The sequence below is a fragment of the Vibrio sp. MED222 genome (genome assembly GCF_000153005.1).
In the GTDB taxonomy this organism is placed as follows: Bacteria; Pseudomonadota; Gammaproteobacteria; order Enterobacterales; family Vibrionaceae; genus Vibrio; species Vibrio tasmaniensis_A.
Window position 1 is genome coordinate 265,806 of record NZ_CH902607.1, and the last position, 17,956, is coordinate 283,761.

The 17,956-nt window shown below is 43.2% G+C and carries 13 protein-coding genes; 8 read left to right on the plus strand and 5 right to left on the minus strand.

Translation table 11 applies throughout. The annotated features are described in order from the left end of the window. Nucleotides 1-492 (plus strand): NAD(P)-dependent oxidoreductase (locus MED222_RS22630; protein ID WP_009846522.1); only part of this gene is annotated, 492 nt, incomplete at its 5' end. 250 nt (nt 493-742) lie between these two features. Here the strand turns inward: MED222_RS22630 and MED222_RS13640 are convergent. Both MED222_RS13640 and MED222_RS13635 read right to left on the minus strand, forming a co-directional pair. Further along, nucleotides 743-2,110, minus strand: coding sequence for an MATE family efflux transporter (locus tag MED222_RS13640; RefSeq protein ID WP_012603742.1), 1,368 nt, complete (start codon nt 2,108-2,110; stop codon nt 743-745). A gap of 147 nt (nt 2,111-2,257) precedes the next feature. Continuing rightward, on the minus strand, nt 2,258-2,980 hold the full coding sequence (locus MED222_RS13635) for a FadR/GntR family transcriptional regulator (protein WP_009846524.1): 723 nt from the start codon (nt 2,978-2,980) through the stop codon (nt 2,258-2,260). A gap of 441 nt (nt 2,981-3,421) precedes the next feature. Between MED222_RS13635 and MED222_RS13630 the strand changes: the two genes are divergently transcribed. The 3 genes from MED222_RS13630 to MED222_RS13620 all read left to right on the plus strand — a co-directional run bounded on the left by MED222_RS13630 (nt 3,422) and on the right by MED222_RS13620 (nt 6,924). Next, nucleotides 3,422-4,141 (plus strand): FadR/GntR family transcriptional regulator, encoded by a 720-nt coding sequence (locus MED222_RS13630; protein WP_009846525.1) that lies wholly within the window; start codon nt 3,422-3,424, stop codon nt 4,139-4,141. A 204-nt stretch (nt 4,142-4,345) separates the two neighbouring features. Next, nucleotides 4,346-6,208 (plus strand): DUF294 nucleotidyltransferase-like domain-containing protein, encoded by a 1,863-nt coding sequence (locus MED222_RS13625; protein WP_017103045.1) that lies wholly within the window; start codon nt 4,346-4,348, stop codon nt 6,206-6,208. Beyond that, nucleotides 6,208-6,924 (plus strand): 3'-5' exonuclease, encoded by a 717-nt coding sequence (locus MED222_RS13620; protein ID WP_009846527.1) that lies wholly within the window; start codon nt 6,208-6,210, stop codon nt 6,922-6,924. Before MED222_RS13625 ends, MED222_RS13620 begins: the two co-directional genes overlap by 1 nt. A 137-nt stretch (nt 6,925-7,061) precedes the next feature. Here the strand turns inward: MED222_RS13620 and MED222_RS13615 are convergent, their stop codons facing one another. Both MED222_RS13615 and MED222_RS13610 read right to left on the minus strand, forming a co-directional pair. Beyond that, the gene (locus tag MED222_RS13615; RefSeq protein ID WP_009846528.1) at nt 7,062-7,796 is read right to left on the minus strand and encodes an oligogalacturonate-specific porin KdgM family protein; all 735 of its coding nucleotides are present in this window, start codon (nt 7,794-7,796) and stop codon (nt 7,062-7,064) included. A gap of 1,056 nt (nt 7,797-8,852) precedes the next feature. Then, nucleotides 8,853-9,464, minus strand: coding sequence for a toxin-antitoxin system YwqK family antitoxin (locus MED222_RS13610; protein WP_009846530.1), 612 nt, complete (start codon nt 9,462-9,464; stop codon nt 8,853-8,855). Between the two features lie 543 nt (nt 9,465-10,007). Between MED222_RS13610 and MED222_RS13605 the strand changes: the two genes are divergently transcribed. Together MED222_RS13605 and MED222_RS13600 are read left to right on the plus strand one after the other, a co-directional pair. Further along, the gene (locus tag MED222_RS13605) at nt 10,008-11,780 is read left to right on the plus strand and encodes a sodium:solute symporter family transporter (protein WP_032555190.1); all 1,773 of its coding nucleotides are present in this window, start codon (nt 10,008-10,010) and stop codon (nt 11,778-11,780) included. Between the two features lie 86 nt (nt 11,781-11,866). Then, a complete protein-coding gene (locus MED222_RS13600) occupies nt 11,867-13,483 on the plus strand; it encodes a polysaccharide lyase 6 family protein (RefSeq protein ID WP_009846532.1) in 1,617 nt (538 codons plus the stop codon). A gap of 187 nt (nt 13,484-13,670) precedes the next feature. Here the strand turns inward: MED222_RS13600 and MED222_RS13595 are convergent, their stop codons facing one another. Then, on the minus strand, nt 13,671-14,198 hold the full coding sequence (locus MED222_RS13595) for a peptide-methionine (S)-S-oxide reductase (protein WP_009846533.1): 528 nt from the start codon (nt 14,196-14,198) through the stop codon (nt 13,671-13,673). Nucleotides 14,199-14,437: 239 nt separating this feature from the next. On the opposite strand from MED222_RS13595, the gene MED222_RS13590 reads away from it, so the two are divergent. Together MED222_RS13590 and MED222_RS13585 are read left to right on the plus strand one after the other, a co-directional pair. Beyond that, on the plus strand, nt 14,438-15,550 hold the full coding sequence (locus tag MED222_RS13590; protein ID WP_009846534.1) for a YcjF family protein: 1,113 nt from the start codon (nt 14,438-14,440) through the stop codon (nt 15,548-15,550). Further along, the gene (locus MED222_RS13585; protein ID WP_009846535.1) at nt 15,537-17,231 is read left to right on the plus strand and encodes a GTPase family protein; all 1,695 of its coding nucleotides are present in this window, start codon (nt 15,537-15,539) and stop codon (nt 17,229-17,231) included. Before MED222_RS13590 ends, MED222_RS13585 begins: the two co-directional genes overlap by 14 nt. Nucleotides 17,232-17,956 lie beyond the last annotated feature (725 nt).

Sequence of the window (17,956 nt, forward strand, 5' to 3'; positions counted from 1 at the left end):
GCTAAAGATGGTCTTCTGAACATCATGGCTGCTGGCGACATGGAAACTTTCAACAAAGTTAAACCTGTTCTTGAAGAGCAAGGCGAAAACGTATTCCACCTTGGCGCTCTAGGTGCTGGTCACGTGACTAAGCTTGTAAACAACTTCATGGGTATGACAACGGTTGCGACTATGTCTCAAGCTTTCGCTGTCGCTCAACGCGCTGGTGTTGATGGTCAGCAATTGTTTGACATTATGTCTGCAGGTCCATCTAACTCTCCGTTCATGCAATTCTGTAAATTCTACGCGGTAGACGGCGAAGAGAAGCTAGGTTTCTCTGTTGCTAACGCAAACAAAGATCTTGGTTACTTCCTTGCTCTTTGCGAAGAGCTAGGTACTGAGTCTCTAATCGCTCAAGGTACCGCAACAAGCCTACAAGCTGCTGTAGATGCTGGCCTTGGTCAAAACGACGTACCAGTAATCTTCGACTACTTCGCTAAACTAGAGAAGTAATCACGTCGTTTAGACACGGTTGGATAAAGAACCTGCTCATTTGAGTGGGTTTTTTTATGCTTGTTTTTAGACATTCTTGGAACGATATTTTTTAAGGAAGTGTACTTAATGCAGCCTTATTCTTTATGGCGTAGCGAAATGTCTAGGCTCTTCGTTTGAGCTATATCGATCTAAATGAGATAAGCCTGAGACTACACAAGCAGTTCAGACATTTTCTCGGGACAGTAACTTTGTTACTTTTTGGTGGCGATCAGTCATACATCAATTCGTTGGCTTTGTTTGAGTCGAACTCTCTCAATGACTTGCGAGCAAGATGTCTGAAGGGCAGCGCTTTTACTAACTCTTCAAAGGGCTGAATGGCAAATGCCCAAAAGATAGAGCCGTCTAATCCAAAGATGATCAATGCACACAATGGAATTGAAATTACCCATTGACCAGTAAAGTTGATTTTGAAGACTGCGGTTGTTTTTCCTAGTGCTCTCAATACATTTCCATGGACTGTGTTGTAGCCACGAACAATCGGTAAAAAGATGTAGAGTGGGGCGATAACGGCCAACGCTTGATATGTAGACTCGTCCAAGTTCGGGTAAATGTCACCAATCACCATACTTAAGCCTGCGAACAAGATTGCACACACAAAAGAAATGACTACCGCAATATCAATGCTGGTATCGACGTTTTTGACTAGGTCATCCATCTTTTTAGAGCCAATCGCTTGGCTGATAGTAATTGCGGAAGAGTGAGCCCAAGCGGTAATAAATTGAGAGACAGCCCTAATCCAAGGCATCACCAAAGTAATCGCAACATACGCGTTGATGTTAAGTTGCGAATACAGTAACTGATAAATCGTTGCGCCAATCAACAGCATGGTTACATTTGCTGCGACAGGGAATATCTCGATAAAGTGACGGCGAACGTTTGTCATGAACTCTGATCGTTGGGCGTCTAATTTGAGTGAAATTGCTGAGCTGAAATACACGCAAAGAACCAGATACACAAGGCGAAGGGTGATAGCAATAACACTGCCTAGCGCGGCGCCTTGAACACCAATACCTTCGAAATTTGAAAAGCCGTGAATGAGCCCATAAGAAAGTACAGCGTTGATCGGCAATTCAATCAAATACCCTTTAAACGGTATCTTGGTTCTTCCTAATGCGTTAAATAGGGCGATAATCACTTGCGTTAATGCAGTGAAAATGACGAGATACTTTGAGATATCAAGGTAGTGGCTGATTTCTAAGTAAAGGGCTTTATCGTCGGTTAAGGCTTGAATTAAAGGCTGTTCTAAAAAGGTGAGTAGAAACCAAAATATTGTCGCGATACCTAAGTTGATGAACAGACCTGCCCAAAACGCTTTGGATAATGAAGCGGTGATGCCAGAACCTACGGCGCGGCTTAATACTAGTTGAGTGCCGTTTGCCAGCGCCATTTGAATACCGAGTACAAAGGCAACCATAGTCGTCGCAATTCCCATGGCAGCCAAAGGTATTTCACCAAGAGGAGAGACCAGCAGCGTATCGATCATCAACATCGACTGCATCAATATACCGTTTAGGGCTAGGGGCCAGGCGAGAGAGAAATTTTTCCTTACATACGATTGTGTAGACACAAACAACACCTTATGTGTGTAACCGTAAGTTTTCTCTGAGAGGACCCGAGTTCAACATTTAAAGATGAAACACTACGGTAATGGATGGTTAAAAATGGGCGCTAAAACTGACTGACTCGTGTATTGGGATACACGAGTCAGTCTGGTCAATCTTGGTTATGCGATGGCTAATTCAACCCTAGACAGCTTTTGATTTTCATCATCAAGTAAAGCTTGAGAGGCTATTCGAGCCTGATTCGCATTGCCTGACATAATCGCATCATATATCGCTTTATGCTCTTCTAAACAGAAGCGACCGCCTTCGGCAGAGTGGTCGATAAACTGTTTGAAAATCGTCGACAGAATGTTCGCGAACGGAATGTAAAACTGGTTACCCGTCGACAAGAAAATCGTTTGGTGAAACAGATGATCGTTGGTTGTCCACTCTTCATAATCAAAGCCATTTGCCGCGATGGTCATCTTTTGGAAAAGAATCGAAAGCTCTTTACGTTGCTCTACCGTAGCGTTGGATGCCGCAAGCGCACACGCTTCTGGGTCAATCGCTTTTCTTAAGCCTAAAAATTGAGATAAGAAGGGTTTGGTGTCTTCCAGATCTTGAATCCAATCTAGGAGTTGAGGGTCTAAAAAGTGCCATTGAGCACGTGGCCTGATATGAGTCCCCACTTTAGGTTTTGATTCGATAAGCCCTTTGGCTGAAAGTAGCTTTGTCGATTCGCGAAGTGCAGTTCGACTGACGCCAAAGACTTCACACAACTCCATTTCACTGGGTAATTTCTCTTTTTCTTTGAGCTCTCCCGACAGAATTTTACGCGCAATCTGTCGAGCCACTTGAACATGAATTCGGCGGCTTGAATCTGCCACCAATGAAAATATAGCCATATAAACCACCTCAGGCTGACGTATTAAGTATAAAAACAGCGGATAGATTTAAGTTAGCGCGACTTTAAGCTTGAGGGATAATGCTTGTAGCGGCTATCGAGTCAAACATCTACAGTCACCTATTATTTTTTAATAAATCATACAATAACACCTAGTTCAATCAAGTGTACAACGATAGAAATGCGTCGCAGTGAAGGGGAACTCACAAGTTAAGGTGATTTTTGTGATGTTACGCATGCCAAAATTGCGTAAATAGGAACTATTTGTATGTATAAATAAGAAGGTACGACTGGTAGTGATAAGCTTCGAAAAGTTTGTGGGATTTTGATAGAACCATAGAGTATAAGGGAGCTCACGTTATTATCCCCCTCATTTGGTGCATTATACTTTCAGTGCTATAGTACGAGTTAAATAATACATATCTAATAAGTAAGTAGACTCATGGCAGAAACTTTCAAATCTATTTCAGGCTCTAAGCGAAGCCTTCATGTGCAGGTGGCACGTGAAATCGCTCGTGGTATTTTGTCGGGTAATTTACCTCAGGGTTCGATTATCCCTGGTGAGATGGCTCTGTGTGAGCAGTTTGGTATTAGCCGCACGGCGTTGCGAGAGGCGGTGAAACTTCTAACTTCAAAAGGCCTTTTAGAGTCACGCCCTAAAATCGGCACTCGCGTTGTTGATCGTGCATACTGGAACTTTTTAGATCCTCAGCTTATCGAATGGATGGATGGACTAGCTGATACCGATCAGTTTTGTCATCAGTTTTTAGGTTTACGTCGTGCGATTGAGCCTGAAGCGTGTGCATTGGCAGCTAAGTTTGCAACTGCAGAGCAACGTATTGAATTATCAGAAATTTTCCAAAAAATGGTAGAAATTTCTAGCGAAGAAACGCTTGATCAAGCTCGCTGGTTAGATATTGATATGAAGTTCCATAGCCTTATCTTCAATGCAACGGGTAATGATTTCTACTTACCGTTTGGCAACATATTGACGACGATGTTTGTTAACTTTATTGTGCACTCTTCAGAAGAAGGCAGCACATGCATTAACGAACATCGCGCAATATACGAAGCCATTATGGCAGGCAATAGTGATAAAGCACGCCAAGTTTCGGCAAGTCACTTGCAAGAATCAAATCACCGATTGCCTGTAACAAGCTAACTGAAAGCACTTGATGTGCCCTTACAAATTTTAAAGCACGCATTTAGCGTGCTTTTTTGTATCTGTATTTTTATGTTTCTGACATTGCACTTCTTATTCTGATCTCTAAAACTTGATCAATTCTGCTATTCAACCTAAAAATCAACTCGCAACTCGATATATTAATTATATAATAATACTAATCAAACAAATGCGAGTATGGTTATGCCTCAATCTCTTTTGCCAAATATTCTTCAATTTATCGGTCAGATAGATCCTTTCGATAAGATCCCTAAACAAGCACTTCGTGAACTTGCCTCCAATGTTCAGATCACTTATCTCGGCAAGGGGGATGTGGTTGATCTATGTGAGTCGGGTAAGGAAAAGTCGCTCTACATCATCCGAACCGGTTCTATGGAGCAAAGAAAGTCAGACGGTGTACTTCGTGCTCGTTTAGGCAGTGAAGACTTGTTCGGCTTTACGTTCTTAGATTCTGAAGTTAATGACGAGAAAGGCTACAGAGCGATCGCAATCGAAAATAGCTTACTTTATGTGATTCCACATTCGGCGCTTCAAGCGTTGTTCAAGGCATTCCCAAGCTGCGCAGAACACTTTGCATCACAGGCGCAGGTTCGGTTGAAGTCGGCACTTGATGTTGTGTGGTCAAATAAAGAAAAAGGCTTGTTCATTCGTAAGGTTGAAGAAGTGGCAAGCGGGCAGGTGGCTATCGTTAAGTCTGAACAAACTATTCAGTCGGTCGCGGTTGAAATGCTTCATCAACGCTCGCCATGTGCCGTGATCTATGAGGGTGAAACCATTGTTGGTTTGATTACTGACCGTGACATGACTAAGCGAGTGATCGCCCACGGTGTCAGCACTGATAGCCTGATCTCCGAGGTGATGACGCATTCTCCACTGACGGTAAAACCGGATGATCTGGTGCTGCATGCTGCGTCTATCATGATGCAATTCAACATCCGTAACTTGCCCGTTGTGAAAGAGAATAAGGTCGTTGGTCTTCTCACTACGTCTCACTTAGTTCAAAACCACCGTGTCCAAGCGATCTTCTTAATCGAGAAAATCAAATACGCGGGCAGTGTGAAAACCATGTCTTCGTTTACCCCAGAGCGACAAGCTATTTTTGAAGCGCTGGTGGAAGGCAAGGTTGCACCGGAAACCGTAGGTAAGGTCATGACCATGATTATGGACGCCTACACACGCCGATTGATTCAGATAGCGATTGATAAGTTAGGCCCACCACCTTGTGATTTTTCTTGGATTGTTGCGGGCTCGCACGCTCGTAATGAAGTTCATATGCTGTCGGATCAAGATAGTGCGATTGTACTCTCTGACGATGCGACAGACAGTGACCGTATTTACTTCAAACATTTAGCGATGATGGTGACTAACGGATTAGCGAGTTGTGATTATCCATTGTGTCCGGGTAAATTCATGGCTGCGACACCAAAATGGTGTCAGCCACTCAGCGTTTGGAAGCACTACTACAAGAAGTGGGTGGCTAACCCTGAGTACGAACGCTTACTCAACATCAGTGTGTTCCTAGAAATTCGAACCATCTATGGCAACAGTGAGTTCGAAGGCATTCTTCGTGATGAGTTGCATTCTAACATTCGCAGTAACCGTGAGTTTTTAAGCACACTAGTGAAAGATGCGGTAAACACCAACCCGCCATTGGGTATTTTCAATAGTTTGGTTCTAGAGAAATCGGGTGAGAACAAGAAAACACTCAATGTGAAGAAGTACGCCATTAACTTGATTATTGATCTTGCGCGTATTTACGGATTAGCGGTGGAATGTGATTTGTCAGCAACCGATGAACGTTTCGCAGCTGCCAATGAAAAAGGCATGCTGAGCGACGACGCATTCAAGAACATTCTGGGCTCTTACCAGTTCATTCTCTCTTTCCGATTTGGTCATCAACTTGAAGCGCTGAAGAACGGGGATGTGCCTGACAACAACATCAACCCAGATAGCTTTGGTAGCTTTGAGCGTAAACACTTGAAAGATGCCTTTAGGATCATTGCTGACCTTCAAGAAGCCGCGAAAATCCGTTTCGGAGCACGCTAATGAAATCGTTTTTAAATTACTTTCATCCTCTTGAGAAAATTAAGCGCACACGAAAGCAATATTTGAATACGGTTAAGCTGCCAGAGGCGTTACATGCTCTTGTGGATCAACCTTGCCCAGAGATGACGGACTTGGCCAAAGATAGCGAATATATCGTTTTAGATCTTGAAACTACAGGCTTAGACAGCGAGCAAGACCTTATTCTATCTATGGGTTGGGTCGATGTGGTCAAGGGGCGAATAGACTTAGCGTCCGCCAAGCATATTTATCTGGATAACGATTCGCAGATCAATGCTGAAACTGCAGTTATCAACCACATCACACCACAAATGCTGGAAGAGGGCGCTTCAATTCATGATGCTATGCTGACGTTTTTCGAAGCCGCAAAAGGTAAGATCATCGTCGCGCACGCTTGTGTGGTCGAAGAGAAGTTCATTAGCCAGTATCTATTAAGATGCTATGGCTTAAGGCAGTTGCCTTTACTTTGGCTAGATACACTATGTATTGAGAAGAGCATGGAGAAGGCGATCAGTAACCATGAAGAGGTGGATTTAACTCTAGCGGGTACGCGAGACAGGTATGGGCTTCCTGAGTACAACAGCCACAATGCATTAGCCGATGCCGTTTCGACAGCGGAATTGTTTTTGGCTCAGCAGAAGCGAGTCGTGCCTAATGATGAAGTGACACTTTCCTTTTTATATCGGATCAGCCGTTAGGGTTGTATCTTCCTGTAAGCGAATCATTGTTGAATGACCTGATTTGAAAGAAGAAAAGCCAGCGATTAAGCTGGCTTTTGTTTAGGTCTTAGAAAATTAGGACAGTAATTATCTTAGATTATTTATATAGCTATCGATTAGAAGCTGTAAGTTAGACCAACACGGCTACGCAGTTCACGAGTCGCTTTAGTCGATGAAGTACTCACATCACCAAACTCTACATATGGTGCCCATTGACCCATAATGTGGCGAATACTTGCATTTAACTCGTAGTTTGTATCATCGTTGTCGTAGATGTTGTAATCATCTGCTTTGTAGTAGTTACCTTCAAACCCGAAACGCCAGTTCTCCATTGAGTAGTTGATGTTTGCTGTTAAGCGATGGCGACGTTGGTTTTCATCGTTTTGATAAGTTAAGTAGCCGTTATCTAAGATTGGCTTGCCGTCTGAGTCAGTTGCAATTGATTTTGTGTTCTGTCTCATATCGTAACGGTAACGTGCACTTAGGCTTAAACCGTCAATGCTGTCGACACTGTATGTCGCGCGAACTTGAGGTTTGTATGTGACACCAGACTCGCGACCTTCTATTGGCATACCGTAAGTCATCGTCCAGTTATCGTTAAGCACATGGCGATAATTAAGACCAAGTTCCCAACCATTATTCTTCAAATCTTCCATAAACTCGCCGTCTTCTCCCTTGAATTTCGCTTCGATATCTACAAGGAAGTTGCCAATGCTATCGCCCAGTTTTACACGAGTAGCGTGTTGATCTGTATGACTCTTGTATTCGTGTCTCATATCGAAAGACGCCGCAGATACAGAGCCAGCAGCGAGTACAGATGCCACAGCAATCACGATTTTAGTTTTATTCATGGTATTAATTCCATATTTATAGGTTGAGTATTGGCCTCAAGTTAGAGCCAAATAGGGTAATTCGTTTGATTAATGCAACAGTCTTTTTGAATCTGTTGAATTCGCTGAGTTCTGCTTGCATTAAAATAATACAAATATGCTATAGATAATGTGAAGGTCGATCTGTGAATTAGATCTTGTTGTTATCATAAATCTCATTTACACAGATCGTTACAAATTGATAGGATTAAGTAATGCATTGTTTTAAAAGAATAAATATTGATTTATTTGTTAGGGCTTCTTTCTGTAATGTGCGCTATAGCAAAAATAGTAATGTTTCACTGTAGATTTTATTTGTAATACATTATTATTCTTTGGCGTTCGGGTGGTGGGTGAATAAGATCACTATGATGGCTGAGCGACAAAGCTGATCTTGAATTTGAGATTGGTATGAGGGCAGGTTGTCTAATGCTGTCGGATGAACCATCGACGATGTGAATTTTTGAATGAATTGAAACATGTGGGCTTTATCTGTTTTGGGGACAGTAAGCTAGAGGTGGAGAAGGCTGTCAGTCTTCAGTCTATGTTAAAAAAAATGATTAAGGTGTTTTAGGTGACACCTTAATTATTGCTCCCAACTATTCTAATTATAACTTCTGCTTTCGTTTAGAAAGGTAGGACATGGTAGTGAAGATCTGCCCTTGCGCTCATGTTGATACAGGCAACATGAGCGTTTTTTTGTCTGAAATTTGAGTTGAGGGTTATCTGGGGCATCTATCAAGACGATTAACGATTAAGCTTCTCGGTTGCTCACCGCACGTTCAAGTGAATCCGTTTGACCCACTACTGCAGTTGCACTTTTCAATGTATCAGGTACGAAGAGGTGGGGTTGATAGGTAGGTGAGGTTGATAGATAAGATCAACGTTATTCACGCTGAGATTACCTCTGAAAAGTAGCCTCATGACAATGCAGTCCGTTCTAGTAATATGCGCTCAGGAAGAGCAGTGCTATGGGCCAATTATACAGAATTTAGGACAGTCTCAGTAAACTAGCCCTTAGCACAAACTTATACTGGACTAGCTTTCTGTCAGCATCCAAACTTGTTTAGACGTGATTTTGTGGTCTTTAAAGGTCAGTTCTTCAACCTTGTCACCGTTAGTATTCCAGCGAGTGAGTTTCCCGTTTGCTACTTCGCCTTCATCAAATTTCGCTTGGCTAGCCTTATTGCCATTAGGGTAGTAGTTCGTTACTAATCCATTTCTTTTCCCGTGACTGAATTCGGCTGTTAGGCTTTGTTCGCCATTCGGATACCAACGAGAGCCAGCACCCGACAGCTCATTGTCTTTATAGCTGAGCTCAGCTTTTTCCTGACCGTTGGGGTACCAGGTTTCAGCCTTGCCTTGCAGTTTACCTTTAACGTAATTCACTTTAGAAGCGACTTGGCCATTCTGATACCAATTTGTTTCTAACCCAAGCTCTAGACCATCGGAAAATTGGGCTTTGGTCGCGATTTGGCCGTTATCGAACTTCTCTTCAAATTGGCCAGTAAATGGCTTTGAATGGTTGACTTGGTAAGCCACGCCTTTTCGCATCTGCAAATAGTCAACAACATCATCATTGCTGGTGGCTGCATAGCTCATAGAAGACATCGTACTAAGAGCAATTAAGATTGGGACGTATTTCTTCATAATGACACCTTTTTAATGGACGGGGAAAGTGTAATCGGTGTGTTAAAAGCATTTCACTTCCGTGAAAGACTGTCAGCTTTTATTAGTGGTTTTCAAGTTTTCATTATTGAGGTGCCAAGTTGCGGAACTTCGGAACGGTTCGGTTTTTTATTTAGTTGTAGATTCTAGTAATCATACAAAATAAACATTTTCACTTTGTTGGTAAATGGAGTTTCTCTATCCATTTACCTTGTAGATGGCTCGTATATGACGTTAGCATCTATGTTAGTTATTTGTCCTTTGTGCTTATTTTCTTACCTATCAGTATCTTAGTGTTTTATGGTTCTTGTCTTTGATGTTTGAACTGAAAATTAACGTTTGGGAGGTGTAAGTTTGATGCATCGTGTTGACTGTTGTTGCAAATTTGAACTCGATCACTTGTATGATTATTTGGGTGCTGGACTGTAAGATCACTGTCACGCATTTAAATTATTGTAGTACAAATATGGTTGCCATCTATCTATAGTGACCTTAACAAAAAAACATGAATAAAAAGGTCTCAAGATGGAACTCAATACCCTGATAGTTGGCATCTACTTCCTATTCTTAATTGCGATAGGGTGGATGTTCCGAACGTTTACAAGTACGACAAGTGATTACTTCCGTGGGGGAGGTAATATGCTGTGGTGGATGGTAGGTGCAACCGCATTTATGACCCAGTTCAGTGCTTGGACATTTACTGGTGCAGCAGGTAAAGCTTTTACCGATGGTTTTGCCGTAGCGATTATCTTCATCGCGAACGCATTCGGTTACCTAATGAACTACCTTTACTTCGCTCCGAAGTTCCGCCAACTGCGCGTTGTGACGGTAATTGAAGCGATTCGTATGCGTTTTGGTAAGGTGAATGAGCAAGTATTTACTTGGTCTGGCATGCCAAACAGCGTTATCTCTGCTGGTATCTGGTTGAACGGCCTTGCGATCATCGCATCGGGTATCTTCGGCTTTGATATGACAACGACGATTGTCCTAACGGGTCTGGTTGTACTGGTGATGTCAGTAACGGGCGGCTCTTGGGCGGTAATCGCATCTGACTTTATGCAGATGGTTATCATCATGGCGGTAACGGTGACGTGTGCTGTAGTTGCGATTTACCACGGTGGCGGCGTTACGCAGATCGTTAACGACTTCCCAACAGATTCATTCATTACGGGTGATAACCTGAACTACATGAGCATCTTCAGCATCTGGGCTGTGTTCATCTTCTTAAAGCAGTTCAGCATTACCAACAACATGCTTAACTCTTACCGTTACCTTGCTGCAAAAGATTCAAACAACGCACGTAAAGCAGCACTGCTTGCTTGTGTACTAATGACGCTTGGTCCAATCATCTGGTTCATGCCTTCTTGGTTCATGGCTGGTCAAGGTGTTGATTTAGCAGCTGCTTACCCGGAAGCTGGCAGCAAAGCCGCTGACTTCGCTTACCTTTACTTCGTTCAAGAATACATGCCTGCAGGTATGGTTGGTCTTCTGATTGCCGCTATGTTCGCAGCAACAATGTCTTCAATGGACTCAGGTCTAAACCGTAACTCAGGTATCTTCGTTAAGAACTTCTACGAGCCGATTCTTCGCCCTAAAGCGACAGAGAAAGAGCTAATGGTTGTTTCTAAACTAACGTCTACTTTCTTCGGCATCGCGATCATCTTGGTTGCTCTGTTCATCAACTCTCTTAAAGGTCTGAGCCTTTTCGACACCATGATGTACGTGGGCGCATTGATCGGCTTCCCAATGACAATTCCAGCATTCTGTGGCTTCTTCATCCGTAAAACACCGGATTGGGCAGGTTGGGGTACGCTAGTTGTAGGTGGTGTAGTTTCTTACTTCGTTGGTTTCGTTATCACAGCGGACATGATTCAAAACTGGTTCGGTCTAAATGAACTAACAGGCCGTGAGTGGGCTGACCTGAAAGTGGCTATCGGCCTTATCGGTCACATCGTATTTACTGCTGGCTTCTTCGTACTTTCAACACTGTTCTACAAGCCTCTTGCTGAGCACCGTGAGAAAGACGTAGACAAGTTCTTCAACAACCTAGCGACACCACTAGTTGCTGAAAGTAATGAACAGAAGAAACTGGATAACAAGCAACGTCGTATGTTGGGTTCACTTATCGCGGTAGCGGGTGTGGGCGTAATGACTATGTTCGTACTGCCAAACCCAATGTGGGGACGCATGGTCTTCGTTCTGTGTGGTTTGATTGTGTTCTCTGTCGGCCTGTTACTTGTTAAAGCGGTCGATGACAAAGTCGAGCAACAAGACGAAGTAACTCCAGCCGAAGGCTAATTTAATACGCATCCTAAATAACATCACGGCCACCTAAATGGGTGGCCGTCATTTTTTATAATCCAAACTTTAACGTGAGATGTACGATGAACAAAAAACTATTATCGGTAAGCATTATTAGCGCGTTCACGCTCGCTTTTGCAACTGGCTGTACAACACAAGAAAAAACAGCACCCGCAGTCAGTGTCGCTGAACAAGCTGCGCCAGCTATTAGCGAAATCGACCGTAGTTACCTGTTGAGCAGTGACCGCTTAACTGAGGTCGATGGCGACACTTTAGCCGCTGCTTCAGAAGAACAAGTTGCTGCACTTAAAGCACAATTTGAAAACCTAAAAGATGGCGACGAAGTGGTGATCCCTGCTGGTAAATACGCGAACTTAGGTCAAGTGACGATCACGGCGAATGACATCACCATTAAAGCCGAGCAAACGGGTTCCGCCTGGTTAACTGGCCTAGTTCAATTTGAACTGAAAGGCGATGACATCACGCTTGATGGCCTAGTGTTTACCGAAGGCGGCCCTAACGAAAGGTTTGGCGGCGTACGAATGATGGGCGACAACAACACTTTAAAGAATTCAACATTTTACTATTTCAACCACGCTTATGAATATCAACCAGATGAGCGTCGTTCTGAATACCCAAGATACCTATGGGTTTCTTTGTGGGGTAAAGACGGTAAAGTCATCAACAATCGTTTTGAAGGTAAGCAAAAACGCGGCACGTTGATTGGTGTACAAAAAGATGACACGCCAGACAACCATCTAATCGCAAATAATATCTTCATGGATCAAAAGCCGAACCAGTTTAACGAATTCGATATCAAAGAGGCGATTCGTTACAACGGCAACAGCTGGGAAGCACTTCGTATTGGTGATTCAAAATCTTCTCAGTGGGACTCTAATTCAAAATTCGTTAATAACTTGATGATCGACATGGATGGCGAGCGCGAGCTTGTCTCAGTTAAGTCGGGTGGCAACACAATTTCTGGTAATACAATTTTTGAAAGTTCAGCTTTGATTTCTTTGCGTCATGGTAAAGGTAGTAGCGTTGAAAATAACATTATTCTAGGTAATAAAAAGAACTTAACGGGTGGTATTCGAATCTACGACGAAGACCATGTTATCCGTAATAACTACATTGCGAATACTCGTGGACGTGACGGTGTGATTGAAGGCAATGCTGACCTACGTGGCGGCATTGTTATTAACACAGGTATCATCGACGTAGCGAATGGTGAGCAGCTAGATCAATCAGTGAAGGGCAAAGAACTGAACAAGCAGTGGACGCCGAAAAATATCACCATCGAGAACAACTCTCTAGTCGACACTGAGTGGGGCATTATCTATGGCAACCAAACTCACCGTGTTAGCCTGTTCAATAATGCGGAAGTTGAAAAGATTTATGCAGGTGTTGATGTGGCGTTCAAACACAACGTGGTTGATAACTCGCAATCTCCTGAGTTTGTCAGTGTGCGTGCAACGCAAGATTACCCGCTAATGGGCGCAACGTATGACAATGAAACATATGTTGGCCAAGTGACAGCATATGAGCAGATCTCGAGCTTCTCTGTTGAGTTGCCCGCAATGACCGTTACTAACGGCATTAACGCTTACCAAGGTGAAGGTGCAGATGTATCTAAACTTGCAGTGGTAACCGCTGAAACAGCGGGTCCGGACTACGTGCTTGAGAATACGACTAAGTAAGTTATTGGCTATGGGTTATTACTTATTGGCTATGGGTTATTGCTTAATGGCTAATGCTTAATGGTTAGAGCTATCGAATAAATTCAGATAGCTGTCTTGGCCAATAACACTTAAAAAGCCTCAACGGGTAATGTCTGTTGAGGCTTTATCGATCTTAGGTCGTGACCATCTCAATCTTACGTCGTGACTACTGCGATTTATACTTATGCAGCAGATCCCAAGGGATATGACATAAGTGGTGATCTTCAGGGAAGTGGCTTAGGTGATGCTGGTGGATATCATCACTCGCAACATAGTGAGTTAACGGCAATATCTCGAGTGCGATACGGTCGGCGTCGTCTCGTGAAGCGATATAGTGTTTAGCTTCTGTTAAGTGTGCTGCGTTGGTGCTGTATACGCCTGTGCGGTATTTCTCTCCCACATCGACACCTTGTTTATTCACGCTGTAAGGGTCGATAATCTCAAACAAGTGTTTCATCAAAATCATTACAGACGTAACGCTTGGATCAAATTCAATTTGTACGCATTCTGCATAGCCATCGTAATCGCTTTGTGTGCCATTGCATTGCGTGCTATCGCATTGTGTCGTCCTGTTTTCTGTTAGCTGGGCACTTCCATTGGCACGACCTGCTTCTGTGCTGATAACACCAGGAACGTACTTAATAAATTCCTGTACGCCCCATAAGCAACCGCCAGCTAAATAAATTTGTTCCATACTTACCTTTTACTTCTCTGTGTTTGTTGATGTTTGTTCGATGCGTTAATCAATACGATGATACCCGTACGTATAAAAAAGCGTCTATAAAAATGAGCGCGCAAATAAAAACAAGCGTTTAGGTATTGTAAACCTGTGCGACTGAACAAACATAAGTTTAATATGATTTGTGATTATATAAGTCAGTACTGCTTTGTCATCAACTCGAATCTCAACATCAAGTGAGCGTTACTCTAAACATGTTTGATCAAATAAAAGACTTCATAAATCCAAGCAAGAACCCAGACTTGACTCAGGCCCATGAATACCAGCGTCAGCATCTGCCGACCTTGTGGCTGTTGGGGAAAACGGGGGCAGGTAAGTCATCGTTTATTCAAGCGGTGACTGGCAACTCTTCTGTTGAAGTTGGCAATGGTTTTGCGCCTTGTACCATGACGGCGATGTCTTACGAATTCCCACAAGACAAACCCGTGATGCGCTTTCTCGATACCAGAGGACTAAGCGAAGCGAATTACGATGCGAAAGAGGATCTGGAAGAGATTGGTCAGGCAGGTAATGCGTTAGTCGTTGTAATGAAAGCCGACGAACCTGAACAATCCTCAGTGCTTGCGGCTCTAAAGCAGATTAAGAAACAGAAGAAAATTAAGCACTTGCTGCTGGTTCATACTGCAGTGTTGTCTTCCAGTGAACCAGATCGAGCAAGGCAGGTTCAGTTCAACACCAACCAAGTCGAGAAGGCTTGGGGTAAAGAGTTTGAATCGGTATCGGTCGATTTTGAAACGGATGACTCGAATAATAACCGTGGTTCAATTTACAACTATGACATCTTGTTAGAAAAGCTGACCAGTATTCTTCCTGTTATTGGAATGATGGTGCAAGACAAAGAGCACTCCACACAGGAAGAAGCCAACTTTGATCAAGTAGAAAACGAAGTGCTTTGGTATGCGGGAAGTGCGGCAGCGAGCGACCTGATTCCGGGTGTTGGTTTGGTGTCGGTACCTGCGATTCAAGCGAAAATGCTACATAGTTTAGCGAATCAATATGGGGTCGAGTGGAACAAGAGAGTCTTCAGTGAGCTGATAGGCACTCTGGGAAGCAGCTTTGCTTTGCAATACGGAATGAAACTGGGCACTCGACAGTTGATAAAGCTGATTCCAGTTTATGGTCAAACGGTAGGGGCGGTGGCTGCAGCGGCAATGAGTTTCGGCACCTCTTATGGCTTAGGTCGCGCGGCTTGTTTTTACTTCTATCATAAGAACAAAGGCGAAGAAGTGTCTGAACAAGAGATGCAGAAGATCTACAAAGAATCCCTGAAAAAAGGAAAGGCGGCGTCGGGCTATGAAGAAAATTAGAAACCTATTTCGATTACTGGCGGTGCTATCGAGCGGCCGTTGGGGTATTGCTCTGATTTCTGCCATCTTCCCAAGCATTATCATGATGGTTTTTGGTGTCTTCTTGGCGATCAAATACGGTTACCTACTCGAAATGTCGATTGCCATTGCCGTGAGTACCTTGGTATTCACCATTCCCTTGTTCATTTCTAGTCGTTCTTCACGCGATTCTTCACGCCGATCTTCAAGTACGGAGCCCTTCTCAAATAAAGAGAGCGACGGCCTTGGCGAAGATGCTTCTGAATCTGAATCTGAATCACAACATAACAAAGCTGATATCAACGATGCATTGGTTAAGGCTTCGACTGATTGGTCTCAAAAAGAACTGTCGATCTGGAATGATTCAAAACATCATGTACGCCAACAATTAATGGTCGACATAGAGTGGGGCAACCTAGACCAAACCGGTTTAGAAGTACTTGAGTTTGTGGCGAAAAAGTTTGATAAGAAATCGCTCGATTTCTCGATTCCTGAAGGGCTAAAGCTGTTCGAAGAGGTAAGCCGACGCTACAAACTGGTAGTGCGAGAGCATATACCGGGCATTGAGTATCTCAAGGTTTCTTACATTAAGGCGGGCTACGAAGCCTATGATAAATATGGCGAACTAGGGCAAAAGATCGTTAAGGCCGCTATTTGGGGGAATCACCTCAAAAACCTCTATTTGAACCCGCTAAAAGTTGTTTCTGATTTAGGGAGAGAGCAAGCGACATCTTCAATGACAAGAGGTGTGGTTGATGACATGCAATACGCCGCTAAACAAGCCTTGTTAGATGAAGTTGCGGCGGTGGCGATTGATCTCTACAGCGGACGTTTCAGCATTGAAGATGAAGCACTGAGAGCGTCGGATGTTTCTGAACTCGACGAACAACGCTTTGCTCCAGAGTTAGAACCTGTGCGAATCGTGCTGGTGGGGCAAACCAGTTCTGGTAAATCTTCACTTATCAATGCGCTCAAGCAAGAGTTGGTTGCAGAAGTGGATGTGCTGCCATCAACCGACACTTCAACGGTGTACAACGCGTTTGTCGACGACAATGATGTTCGCGTGGTTGATCTTCAGGGGCTTGATGGCAATCCTAAAACCGAAGCCTTAATGCTGAAAGAGATGACCCAAGCCGATGTGGTGCTATGGGTGCTTAAAGCCAATCAGTCTGCACGTGATTTGGATAAGCAATTGAAAGATAGATTTGATGCTTTCTATGACGATCCTAAGAACATCTCACGCAAGAAGCCGATTGTGGTGTCGGTTGTGAATCAGGTAGACCGATTAAAGCCTGTAGACGATTGGCAACCACCGTATGACTTAGAGAATCCAACATCGACCAAAGCAAAGATCATTGCTCAAGCGCTCGAATACAATCATATATTGCTGCAAACCGATATCGTGTTACCGCTGGCGATTGCGCCAGAAAAGGTACAGTTTGGTTTAGATACTTTAAGGCAGACGTTGATCGAGCATATCGCTGACGCAAATAACGTTCAGAGAAACCGCCAACGTTTAGAGGCCATGAAAAGAGGGACGTCGGTTAAAGGCCAACTGAATAAAGCGGTCAAGGTGGGTAAGAAGGTTGCCCCCAGTGCATTGAAAGCAGCGACGCCAAAACTGGCTGAAATGGCCATCAAGCAAGTCGTGAAGAAAAAGTAATCCACGACTGCGGCTGCAAAACGGTTCTGATGAGGCTTGAGACTCATCAGAGCTTATCTTTTTAGCTCAGTAGATTTCTAGAAGATAGCTTTGTCGAAAATAGCCACCTTCATCCTATATCGGATAAGCATTGAATTTAAAAATGTCCGTTATTATTAAGGCGATCACGAACTAGTTTAATAGTATGTAAAATGATGGTCTTCACAGTTTATATAACATGCTATCGTATTTAATTATCATTCTAAATGTTGATCACATTTATACTTTTCTAAGCTTTATTTATAAAACAATTGCACTATATTTAAATTTCGGATCATCTTGATTTCAACGTAGGGATATATTGTGAACATGTATCTGAAATGGCAATCAACAACATGGCTAACCTTGTTAGCTTGGTATACCTTAGATCACCAGCTCTCGTTCCGCCTTTCTTCAGAGTAGTATCCTCTAGGCGTCACACGCCAGCAAAGCAGCGCGCTTTGTTTACCTATCAGCAGCTTTGATAACCTTTGAACGCATGAATGTCGCACTTATTATTTCGTGCAGAATATTCGTTATTTTGTCGTTTTCGCTAATTATCTCAGCCTCTGTTTAGGTTCGATTAATAACTCATTATTTAACTTGTTTATTTTCATTGTTAATTTCCGTCTATCTTTATGCGGAGCTATTAAATTAATGATGAGGATTCGTGACATCTAAAGAAAATAGATTTCGACCTGATCGGA

What these genes read in the sequence shown, in the direction of transcription:
- MED222_RS13635 (WP_009846524.1), bottom strand. Translation starts at nt 2,980, where the DNA reads ATGGCTATATTTTCATTGGTGGCAGATTCAAGCCGCCGAATTCATGTT.
- MED222_RS13630 (WP_009846525.1), top strand. Translation starts at nt 3,422, where the DNA reads ATGGCAGAAACTTTCAAATCTATTTCAGGCTCTAAGCGAAGCCTTCAT.
- MED222_RS13625 (WP_017103045.1), top strand. Translation starts at nt 4,346, where the DNA reads ATGCCTCAATCTCTTTTGCCAAATATTCTTCAATTTATCGGTCAGATA.
- MED222_RS13620 (WP_009846527.1), top strand. Translation starts at nt 6,208, where the DNA reads ATGAAATCGTTTTTAAATTACTTTCATCCTCTTGAGAAAATTAAGCGC.
- MED222_RS13615 (WP_009846528.1), bottom strand. Translation starts at nt 7,796, where the DNA reads ATGAATAAAACTAAAATCGTGATTGCTGTGGCATCTGTACTCGCTGCT.
- MED222_RS13610 (WP_009846530.1), bottom strand. Translation starts at nt 9,464, where the DNA reads ATGAAGAAATACGTCCCAATCTTAATTGCTCTTAGTACGATGTCTTCT.
- MED222_RS13605 (WP_032555190.1), top strand. Translation starts at nt 10,008, where the DNA reads ATGGAACTCAATACCCTGATAGTTGGCATCTACTTCCTATTCTTAATT.
- MED222_RS13600 (WP_009846532.1), top strand. Translation starts at nt 11,867, where the DNA reads ATGAACAAAAAACTATTATCGGTAAGCATTATTAGCGCGTTCACGCTC.
- MED222_RS13595 (WP_009846533.1), bottom strand. Translation starts at nt 14,198, where the DNA reads ATGGAACAAATTTATTTAGCTGGCGGTTGCTTATGGGGCGTACAGGAA.
- MED222_RS13590 (WP_009846534.1), top strand. Translation starts at nt 14,438, where the DNA reads ATGTTTGATCAAATAAAAGACTTCATAAATCCAAGCAAGAACCCAGAC.
- MED222_RS13585 (WP_009846535.1), top strand. Translation starts at nt 15,537, where the DNA reads ATGAAGAAAATTAGAAACCTATTTCGATTACTGGCGGTGCTATCGAGC.